The following is a 9,839-nucleotide window of genomic DNA, read 5'->3' on the forward strand; positions in this document are numbered from 1 at the left end:
GTCTCTCGCTGCGGGATCTTTTTCCCGAGTGGCTCCGCCACGAGGGAAAAAGCCGTCCTCGCGAGAGACCGACTGAGAACCCGCCGGTGAGCGGCTTTGTGACGTGGGCTATTCGCTGCGCGAATACAGGCACGGCCTACGGCCGCAAGGCAGACTTCGCTTCGCTCGTCCAAAGACACGGCTACGCCGCAAAGCACGGGCTACGGCCGCCGAACAGGCTTGCTCCGCCGCCCGAGGCACGGCTTCGCCGCACAAGCACGGCCGTCGGCTGCCGAGCAGGCGGGGCTTCGCCTGTGCGCGGCGCGACTTCGCGGCCGGGTTGAGCTGGTGTTTCTTGCCGTTGACCTTGATGGGGAGGGGCTTGTTCGTTGCCGTTGCAGCACTATCGGTGGGTGGGGGCTGTTCAGCGGAGGTCGCCGGCTTGGGGTCTTGCGTCCCAGGTTCGCTGGTCGGTGTCGGAGATCGGTGAGTCGTTGGCTTCGGCCGTGTCCGGGCCGATCGTCCACGTCCGGCCGTGGTCGTCGACGATGGCGAGTTCGCCCGACGGGGAGCGCAGGACCGGTGCGCCGGCGCGGATGGTGCCCTCGGTGGGCACCTCCTCCAGCGCGGGGACCCGTTCGTCGAGGACTCGGCGGACCATCGTCTCGGCCACCGAACGACGCTCCACGCGCACCTTCCGGCCGCCGCGCACCACGTCCACGGTCCGCTGCGGCGAGGGGACGCCGAACGCCTCCAGCACCCCGCGCGCCCGCTCCGGATCAGCGCAGCCGGCCACCCCCGGCACGTCCAGTCCGAACGAGCGCAGCGCGGTGGGCGCCGGGGCCGGCTCGGTCGCCCGCAGCAGGTCCACCGGCACCGTGCCGCACGGGTCCGCGGTGGACGTGGGAGCGTGGCCGTCGTCAGCCCGGACCAAACCGGGGCCCTCACGCCACGGCCCCGGCAGCAGGAGCGGCTCGTACGGGTGACCGGTGAAATCGCGGTCCCAGAAGGTGATCGTCGTTCCCCGCTCCGTCTGGTGCGCGATCGCGAACGCCGCCAGCGCGTCGCTCCACATCCAGTCCGCGCTGAACGCGTCCACCACCGAGCGGCGCCGCGGCGCGTCCGTGGTGCCCGCGGGCTCGAAACCGGAGTCCGTCAACGCCTGCACCCGGTCGGAGAACTCCGCGTCCCTGGCGCGCAGCACGAACTGCCCCGCCCCGTTCCAGCCCGCGCCGGACGCTGTGGTGTCGGTGAACAGCAGGTAGAACCAGCCGTCGAGGAACAGCGCGGACGGCTGGCCCGCGCCGTAGTCGTTGTCCCGCCGCACCTCGCCGGACGGCCGCACGATCGGACCACCGGCCGCCGCCCGCCGCCAGGACCTGCCGTCACCGCTGGTCGCGACGCCGATCGCGTTGCCGTGCGCGTGCTCCCCGGCCGCACCCGTGTAGTACAGGTGGAACCGGCCGCCGGTCCGCAGCACCGAGGGATCGCAGGTGTGCTTGCCGTCGAACGCGCCGGGCTCACCCGTGAACACCGGCACGGCCGGAGCTCCGGAGAAGCCGAAATCGCCTTGCAGGTCCCCGGATTCGGCGAACAGGACGTCGTCGCCGGGCGGCCCGATCGCCGGGAGCTGGCTGCACCACCACGCCCGGTACCGCATGCCCTCGCCGTCCGGTTCGGCCAGCACCGTCGGCCCGTAGTTGTACGGCGCCGGGTTCCCGCCGGAAGCCACCACCGATCCGCTCGACCGCTCGTTCGCGGTGCGAAGCGTCGTGGTGGTCAGGCTGCGCTCCACGGGCCGCTCCAGCCGCGGCGGCGGGGTTCCCGGCGCGCAGGCCGCGCCCAGCGCGAACACCACGCCGATCGGCACCGCCCTGCGCGCCCACCAGGACAGGCGGGACCGTTCGACCATGTGCGGAAAGAGCCTTCCCCCGTGCGATCACCCGCCACCCGCGGGACGCCCGGCCACCGCCGGGCGAAGCTCAGTCTAGGCGGTCACCGCGGCGGGCTCGGGGCCTTCTCCGCCGGTGCGAAGCCGATGAGCAGTGATCTCCGCAACGGAACCGGCCGCGACGTCCACACCGGACTCGGCGGTCGCGCGGCGGAGGCCGAGGCGACCTCCGCCACCGGACACCTGATCCTCACGCCTCCGCGGAGTGCTCCTCGGCGATCCAGCGCAGCGCCAAGGTGTAGCCGCGGACGCCGAGCCCGACGATCACGCCGGTGGCGATCTCCGAGAGGTAGCTGTGCGAGCGGAAGTCCTCCCGCTTGTGCACGTTGGAGATGTGCACCTCCAGCAACGGGCCGGTCAGCTGCGAGCACGCGTCGCGGACCGCGACGGAGTAGTGCGTCCACGCCGCCGCGTTGAGCACCACCGGAACGCCCGCGTCGGCCGCCTCGTGCAGCCAGCCCAGCATCTCGCCCTCGTGGTCGGTCTGGCGGACCTCCACGTCCAGGCCCAGCTCCCGGCCGGTGCGCTCGCACAGCGCGACCAGGTCCGCGTACGTCGTGGCGCCGTAGATCGACGGCTCCCGCGACCCCAGCCTGCCCAGGTTCGGGCCGTTGAGCACCAAGGTCCTCACAGGAACACCTCCGTGCCGCTCTGCTTGCTCTCACCGCCGGTCAGCGCCGAATAGGCCGCCGCCACCAGCGACGGGTCCGGGCCTTCCAACCGACCGGGCTTCGCGATGCCGTCGAGCACGACGAACCGCAGCAGGCCGGAGCGGGACTTCTTGTCCAGCTTCATCGACTCCAGCAGCTGGCCGAGCGCCTCCGGGTCGTAGGAGGTCGGCAGGCCCAGCAGGTCCAGCACCCGCTTGTGCCGGTCCGCGGTCTCGTCGTCGAGGCGGCCCGCCAGCCGGGCCAGCTCGGCGGCGAACACGAGCCCCACGCTGACCGCGGCGCCGTGGCGCCACCGGTAGCGCTCCCGGCGCTCGATCGCGTGCGCCAAGGTGTGGCCGTAGTTGAGGATTTCGCGGCGGCCGGATTCGCGCAGGTCCGATGCGACCACTTCGGCCTTCACCTGGATGGAACGCCGCACCAGCTCTTCGAGCACGTCGCCGGTCGGGTCGAGCGCCGCCTGCGGGTCCTGCTCGATCAGTTCGAGGATGTGCGGGTCGGCGATGAACCCGGTCTTGACGATCTCCGCGCTGCCCGCGATGAGTTCGTTGCGCGGCAGGCTCTCCAGCGTCGCCAGGTCCACCATGACCGCGGTCGGCTCGTGGAACATCCCGACGAGGTTCTTGCCCGCCTCGGTGTTGATGCCGGTCTTGCCGCCGACGGCGGCGTCCACCATGCCCAGCAGCGTGGTCGGCACGTGCACGACGCGAACGCCGCGCATCCAGGTCGCGGCGATGAACCCGGCCACATCGGTCACCGCGCCGCCGCCGAAGGAGACCACCACACCGGCGCGATCCATGCCGATCTTGCCGAGGACCTCCCAGCAGAACCCGGCCACGGCGAGGCTCTTGCCCTCCTCCGCGTCGGGGATCTCCACCCGGTGCGCGTCGAGGCCGGCGGCGGCAAGCTCTTCGCGCACCGTCTCCACGGTCGCGGTGATGCTCGGCTGGTGCAGCAGCGCCACCACCGAGGTTCCGGTCAGCAACTCGACGAGATCGCCGAGCAGTCCGCGGCCCACCACCACGTCGTAGGGCTGCTCGGACTCGACCCTGATCCGCACCGGTTCGGGCATCGTTCTCCACTCATTCAGTCGCGGCTCGGCAACCGCCGCCGGGACCACACGAGTCCCGCGGCGCTCACTCGCGATTATTCACGCTTCGCCGTCGCGGGTGGCGCCGCCCGGACGAATCTCGTCGAGCTTGCCCGCCACCAGCTCCACCAGGCGCCACGGTTCCAGGCCGTCGGTGGGTTGTTCCACGTCAGCGGCCTCCCGGTACAGCGGGAGCCGCGCGTCCAGCAGGGCCTTGAACGTCGCGCGGGGGTTCACCCCGGCCAGCAGCGGGCGGGAGGTCTGCGCCAGCCCCGTGCGCCGCGCACCTTCGGCGAGGCCGACCGTCAGGAACACCACCGGGTGGTCGGCGAGCAGCTTGCGGGTGCGCTCGGAGATCACCGCGCCACCACCGAGCGAGAGCACGCCGGGGTGCTCGGCGAGGGCCGTGGCCACCGCCTGCTCCTCCAGCTCGCGGAACGCGGTTTCGCCGTCGACGGTGAAGATCTCCGGGATCGGCTTGCCCGCCAGGCGCACCACGTCGTCGTCGGTGTCGCGGAACTCCACCCCGAGGTGGTCGGCGAGCAGCCGCCCCACCGTCGTCTTCCCCGAACCCGGGGGGCCGACCACCACGGCGCGCGGTGACATCAGCGCACCTGCCGCTTCTCGGCGCGTTCGGCCAGCGCGGCGAGGTAGCCCTCGACGTTGCGGCGGGTCTCCGGCAGCGAGTCGCCGCCGAACTTCTCCAGCACCGCCTCGGCCAGCACCAGCGCGACCATCGTCTCGGCGACCACGGCGGCCCTGGGCACGGCGGTGATGTCGGAGCGCTGGTGCATCGCCTGCGCCGGTTCACCGGTCACGGTGTCCACGGTCGCCAGCGCGCGCGGCAGGCTGGAGATCGGCTTCTTCGCGGCGCGCAGGATCAGCGGTTCGCCGTTGGTGATGCCGCCTTCGAGCCCGCCCGCGCGGTTGCTGCCGCGGCTGACCCACTTGGCGCCGTCGGCCGGGTAGATCTCGTCGTGCGCGGCGCTGCCACGGCGGGCGGCGTTCGCGAACGCCTCACCGATCTCCACGCCCTTGACCGCCTGGATGCTCATCAGCGCACCGGCGAGCCGGGCGTCGAGCTTGCGGTCCCAGTGCACGTGCGAGCCGATGCCCGCGGGCAGGCCGTAGGCGATGACCTCGACGACGCCGCCGAGCGTGTCGCCGTCGGCCTTGGCCGCGTCGACCTCCGCCATCATCCGCTCGGTCGCGTCGCCGCCGAAGGCCCGCACGGGATTCTCGTCGATCGCAGCGAGGTCGTCCGGGCCGGGAAGCGCTTCGCCGGCCACGCTGACGGAGCCGAGGCTCACCACGTGGCTGACGATCTCGACGCCCAGCAGCTGGTGCAGGAAGCGGCGCGCGACGGTGCCCGCCGCCACGCGGGCGGCGGTCTCGCGGGCGCTGGCGCGCTCCAGCACCGGGCGGGATTCCTCGAAGCCGTACTTCTGCATGCCGGGCAGGTCGGCGTGGCCGGGCCGCGGCCGGGTCAGCGGCTCGTTGCGGGCCAGCCCGGCCAGCACGTCCTCGTCCACCGGGTCGGCGGACATGACCTGTTCCCACTTGGGCCATTCGGTGTTGCCGATGCGGACGGCGATCGGACCGCCCTGGGTGCGGCCGTGACGCACCCCGCCAATGATCTCCAGCTCGTCGGATTCGAAGTTCATCCGCGGGCTGCGGCCGAAGCCGAGCTTGCGGCGCTCCAGCTGGGTCGCGATGTCAGCGGTGGTCACCTCCACTCCGGCGACCATGCCTTCCAGCACCGCCACCAGGGCGGGACCGTGCGATTCTCCGGCTGTCATCCAACGCAACACACCCGAAATCCTGCCACGCAGCACCTGCGCACGGCCGATGCGGGTGCGGATCGGTCAACCACCTCCCGGAATCGGGCCGAACGCCGTGACCAGCCAGGCGGGCAGCAGCATCGCCGGACCGTGCGCCACGGCCCGCTTCCGGGCGCAGCAGGCGTGCAGCACGGTGAGCACCGCGCTCGCGAGCACGCACCCCAGCACCGCCGGAACCGAGACGGCGCCCACGGCCGCGCCGAGCGATCCCGACAGCTTCAGATCGCCCGGCCCCAGCGCGGGCGGCGAGAGCATGCGCACCAGCGCGTAGCAGCTCGCGAACAGCAGCGCGCCCAGCATCGCCGCGAACAGCGGCGCGGACTCACCGACGGCCACGGCCGCGGCTCCGACGGCCGCGAGGGCGACCGGATAGGCGGGCAGCGTCAGCACGTCCGGCAGCCGGGAGGCGATCAGGTCGCAGACCGCGAGCAGCACCCCGGCCCAGCCCAGCAGCAGCGGCACCGGCGCCCACCACACCGGTAAGGCCCCGGACGCCGTCCGCGCCGCGACCAGCGCCCACAGCACTCCGACGCCGGCTTCGCAGCACCACCGGGGAGGTCGCACTCCGACCAGCCGGGACGCCAGCAGCGACCGGCCTGCTCGGCCCGCCACCGCTCCCAAGGCTCCGGCGGACAACATCGCGAACGCGCTCGTGTGATCCATGCGCCCAGCGTCACCGACGAACGCGGAAAGCGAGGTGCCGACATTCGTCGGCGTGTCGGACCGCTGCGGCGGCGGACACGAAAGAGCGGCCCACCGGAGCCCGGCGGGCCGCCTTCCGATCGACTTCGAGTTAGCCGCCCTCGACGGTGAACAGCGGATCGCCCGCCGCGACCTGGCCGTCCTCCCGCAGGTCGCCCAGCGACTCGGGAGTCAGGTCCAGCGCGACCACCGGGCACACCGAGGAGTAGCCGTGGCCCTCCACCGCCGACGGGTCCCAGGTCACGATCGGCTGACCCGCCTCGACGGTGTCGCCCTTGGCGACGTGCAAGGTGAACCCCTCGCCCTTGAGCTGCACCGTGTCGATGCCCAGGTGCACCAGGACCGCGGTGCCGCCCGCGGAGGCGACCACGAACGCGTGCGGGTGCAGCGTGGCGACCGTCCCCGCGATCGGCGCGACCGCGTCGGCGGGCCCGGCCGCCGGTTTCACCGCCACGCCGGGGCCCACCATGGCCTGCGAGAACACCGGGTCGGGCACGTCGGCCAGCGACGCGGCCAGGCCGGTCACCGGGCTGCGGACCTCGACGCTCACAACAGGTCCTCGATGTCGCCCGCCAGCGTGTCGGCCTCCGGACCGACGACGACCTGCACGACCGAGCCCTGCCGCAGCACCCCGTGCGCGCCCGCCGACTTCAACCCGGCCTCGTCCACGCGCGAGTCGTCGTGGACCTCGCAGCGCAGGCGCGTGATGCACGGTTCGATCTCCACCACGTTGTCCCCGCCGCCCAGCGCGGCCAGGATCGCGGCGGCCTTGTTCTGAGCCACCCGTGCTCCCTTCGTACTCCGGCGGTCTTCGCCCGTCGGTGATCGTTAGCGGTGCCGGAAGGGTCCCGCAGTTGGTCGATCTTGCGTTACCGAGTGTCGAAGCGGCAACAAAAACATCCCCGCCTTGACACCCATCCGTGTGAGGCAGCATTCTTCCGCATCAACTGGTATAGACCGGACAGTACCAATGATCCGCATCACGGTGGAACGCATTCGACCGCACGAGCGGAACCAACCCGGCCGACACCGCACGGACGGCCGGAACCGGCCCTGATCAGGGAGAGCGTCGTGGCCAAGCGCAGCACAGCGGACACGCTGCTCGACGGCCCCACGCCGAAGCACGCCCAGTTGCGGGAGATCCTCCGCGAGATCGCCACCAGGGAACTGCCGCCCGGCTCCGCGATGCCCTCCGAACGAGACCTCACGCTGCGCTACGGCGTCTCCCGGCTGACCGTGCGCGAAGCCATCGGGCAGCTCGTCGCCGAAGGACTGCTCGTGCGGGTCCGCGGCAAGGGCACCTTCACCGGCCGCCCCCGCGTCGACGTCCGGCTGCACCTGGCCTCCTTCACCGAGGACATGCGCCAACGCGGCCTGCACCCGGAGACGACGGTGCTCGGCCACGCCGAACTACCCCCGCCGCCGGACACCGCGGAGGCGCTGCGGCTCGCGCCCGGTGACCCCGCGTACTGGCTGACCCGGCTGCGCAAGGCCGACGGCGCGCCGCTCGCGGTCGAGCGCGGCTGGTTCCACCCGGCCGCGGCTCCCGGCCTGCTCGGCCACGACCTCACCGAGTCGCTGTACTCGCTGCTGCACCGGCACTACGGCGTGCGGCTCGAACACGCGACGCAGACCGTCCTCGCCGAAAGCGCGGACGCGGAGACGGCGCGCCTGCTAGAAGTCGATCCCGGAAGCCCGCTGCTGGTGTTCCGCCGGATCTCCACCGCTCGCGACATCCCCGTCGAGGACATGCGGTCCTGGTACCGGGGCGACGCGTACCAAGTGACGATGCCACTGCGAACCGAGGCCGGAGAGTCCGGCCGCCCATCCGAGGAGGTAGCCCCATGACCGTCGGCTCAGCGAGCGGCGGCGCGAGCAAGGGCTTCGCGCTGCTGCAACGGCTCGGCCGGAGCCTCATGCTGCCCATCGCGGTGCTCCCGGCCGCCGCGCTGCTGCAGCGGCTCGGCCAGGATGACCTGCTGGGCAGCGTGGGGGGTCTGCAGACCGTCGCCGGCGTGATCGGCGCCGCCGGTGGCGCCCTGTTCGACAACCTGCCGCTGCTGTTCGCCATCGGCGTCGCGATCGGATTCGCGCGCAAGGCCGACGGCACCACCGCGCTCGCGGGCGCGGTCGGCTACCTGGTGCTGTCCGGGGTGATGTGGCAGATCACCGAGCAGGAGGACGGGACCACCTTCAACAAGGGTCCGTACGGGGTGCTCGGCGGCATCATCGCCGGTCTCGTCGCGGCCTGGCTGTGGCAGCGCTACCACCGGATCAAGCTGCCCGACTACCTCGGGTTCTTCGGCGGACGCCGCTTCGTGCCCATCGTCACCGCCGTGGCGATGCTGGTGATCGGTGTTGTGCTCGGGCTGCTGTTCCCGCTGTTCGACGCGGTCCTGACCGGGTTCAGCGACCTCGTCACCGCCAACGCCGTCCTCGGCGGCGGCCTCTACGGCGTGATCAACCGGCTGCTGCTGCCGTTCGGCCTGCACCACATCCCGAACAACGTCGTGTGGTTCCTGTTCGGCGACTACAACGGCGAGAAGGGCGACATCGCCCGCTTCTTCGCCGGTGACCCGACGGCGGGCACCTTCCAGACCGGCTTCTTCCCGATCTTCATGTTCGCGCTGCCCGCCGCCGCCCTGGCCATCTGGCGCAGCGCACCGCCCGCGCAGCGCACCGTCGTCGGCGGCGTGATGCTCTCGGTCGGCCTCACCTCGTTCCTCACCGGCATCACCGAGCCGCTGGAGTTCTCGTTCATCTTCGTGGCGTGGCCGCTGCTGCTGATCCACGCGGTGCTCACCGGCACCTCGCACGCGCTGGTGAACTTCCTGGACATCCACTCCGGGTTCGGGTTCTCCGCCGGTGCCATCGACTACGTGCTCAACTTCGGCATCTCGCAGAAGTCGCTGTGGCTCATCCCGATCGGGCTGGTCTACGCCGTCATCTACTACTTCGTGTTCCGCTTCGTGATCACCAAGTGGAACCTGCGCACCCCGGGCCGCGAAGACGACGGAGAGGGTTCCGCCCTGCTCGACGAAGGCCAGGGCAGCGGCGAAACAGGGGAAACGTCCAGTGCCACCAAGGCGACGATGACCCAGGACGCTTTGCCCGAAACCGGCGGAGGAGACGAGAACGGCAAGGACGCGGGCAAGGCCTGACGTCCCGACCCACCCCACCGCAGTTCCTCGAGGAAAGGGAATCCCATGCCCGAGCGACGGGTCACCGTGGCCAGCAAGGTCGGCCTGCACGCGCGTCCCGCGGCGCTGGTCGCCAAAGCCGCCGCCGCGCAGTCCGTGCAGATCACCATCCGCAAGTCCGACACCGAACCGGTGCAGGCCGGCAGCATCCTCGGTCTGATGACGCTGGGCGCCGGTCACGGCGACGAGGTCGTGCTCGCCGCCGAAGGCGACGGCGCGGACGCGGCCCTCGACCAACTAGCAGAACTCGTCGGGTCTGATCTGGATAGCTGACGGCTCGTTCTGCTTGGGTGGTCATTTAGCGGAACCTCAGTCGGTCTCTCGCTGCGGGATCTTTTTCCCAAGTGGCTCCGCCACGAGGGAAAAATACCGCAGGTTGAGCTTCGTCGACCCGGAGAGCGCGCTGGG

General features: G+C 71.6%; 10 protein-coding genes and 1 pseudogene. 3 read left to right on the forward strand and 8 right to left on the reverse strand.

Going from position 1 to position 9,839, the window contains the following annotated elements; all coding sequences use genetic code 11:
* Nucleotides 1-403 precede the first annotated feature (403 nt).
* From ACWD38_RS29395 to ACWD38_RS29430, 8 genes and pseudogenes are all read right to left on the reverse strand, one after another.
* The gene (locus ACWD38_RS29395; RefSeq protein ID WP_450125364.1) at nt 404-1,891 is read right to left on the reverse strand and encodes a beta-xylosidase; all 1,488 of its coding nucleotides are present in this window, start codon (nt 1,889-1,891) and stop codon (nt 404-406) included.
* Nucleotides 1,892-2,120: 229 nt separating this feature from the next.
* Nucleotides 2,121-2,561 carry a type II 3-dehydroquinate dehydratase gene (aroQ, locus tag ACWD38_RS29400; protein WP_184478141.1) on the reverse strand — a complete coding sequence of 147 codons (441 nt, stop codon included), beginning with the start codon at nt 2,559-2,561 and terminating at the stop codon, nt 2,121-2,123.
* Nucleotides 2,558-3,670, reverse strand: coding sequence for a 3-dehydroquinate synthase (aroB, locus tag ACWD38_RS29405; RefSeq protein WP_184478140.1), 1,113 nt, complete (start codon nt 3,668-3,670; stop codon nt 2,558-2,560). The genes aroQ and aroB overlap by 4 nt, the downstream gene beginning before the upstream one ends.
* A gap of 78 nt (nt 3,671-3,748) precedes the next feature.
* Nucleotides 3,749-4,294: a shikimate kinase gene (locus ACWD38_RS29410; protein WP_184478139.1), complete on the reverse strand. Its 546-nt coding sequence runs from the start codon at nt 4,292-4,294 to the stop codon at nt 3,749-3,751.
* Nucleotides 4,294-5,499 carry a chorismate synthase gene (gene aroC, locus ACWD38_RS29415; protein WP_184478138.1) on the reverse strand — a complete coding sequence of 402 codons (1,206 nt, stop codon included), beginning with the start codon at nt 5,497-5,499 and terminating at the stop codon, nt 4,294-4,296. The genes ACWD38_RS29410 and aroC overlap by 1 nt, the downstream gene beginning before the upstream one ends.
* 54 nt (nt 5,500-5,553) lie before the next feature.
* The gene (locus ACWD38_RS29420) at nt 5,554-6,192 is read right to left on the reverse strand and encodes a prepilin peptidase (RefSeq protein WP_450125365.1); all 639 of its coding nucleotides are present in this window, start codon (nt 6,190-6,192) and stop codon (nt 5,554-5,556) included.
* Nucleotides 6,193-6,322: 130 nt separating this feature from the next.
* Nucleotides 6,323-6,781 (reverse strand): glucose PTS transporter subunit IIA, encoded by a 459-nt coding sequence (locus tag ACWD38_RS29425; RefSeq protein WP_184478137.1) that lies wholly within the window; start codon nt 6,779-6,781, stop codon nt 6,323-6,325.
* Nucleotides 6,778-7,020 (reverse strand): annotated as a pseudogene (locus ACWD38_RS29430) (glucose PTS transporter subunit EIIB); the annotation flags it as partial. The gene ACWD38_RS29425 and the pseudogene ACWD38_RS29430, both read right to left, overlap by 4 nt.
* Nucleotides 7,021-7,302: 282 nt before the next feature.
* Here ACWD38_RS29430 and ACWD38_RS29435 point away from each other — a divergent pair.
* From ACWD38_RS29435 to ACWD38_RS29445, 3 genes are read left to right on the forward strand one after another with little or no spacing between them, the layout of a single operon-like run.
* Nucleotides 7,303-8,079 (forward strand): UTRA domain-containing protein, encoded by a 777-nt coding sequence (locus ACWD38_RS29435; protein ID WP_184478135.1) that lies wholly within the window; start codon nt 7,303-7,305, stop codon nt 8,077-8,079.
* Entirely contained in the window at nt 8,076-9,392 is a 1,317-nt protein-coding gene (locus ACWD38_RS29440) for a PTS transporter subunit EIIC (RefSeq protein ID WP_450125366.1), read from the forward strand. Before ACWD38_RS29435 ends, ACWD38_RS29440 begins: the two co-directional genes overlap by 4 nt.
* A 45-nt stretch (nt 9,393-9,437) precedes the next feature.
* Nucleotides 9,438-9,704, forward strand: a complete 267-nt coding sequence (locus ACWD38_RS29445) for an HPr family phosphocarrier protein (protein ID WP_184478133.1) — start codon at nt 9,438-9,440, stop codon at nt 9,702-9,704.
* The last annotated feature ends 135 nt before the right edge of the window (nt 9,705-9,839 follow it).

The organism is Saccharopolyspora sp. NPDC002578, assembly GCF_053592695.1.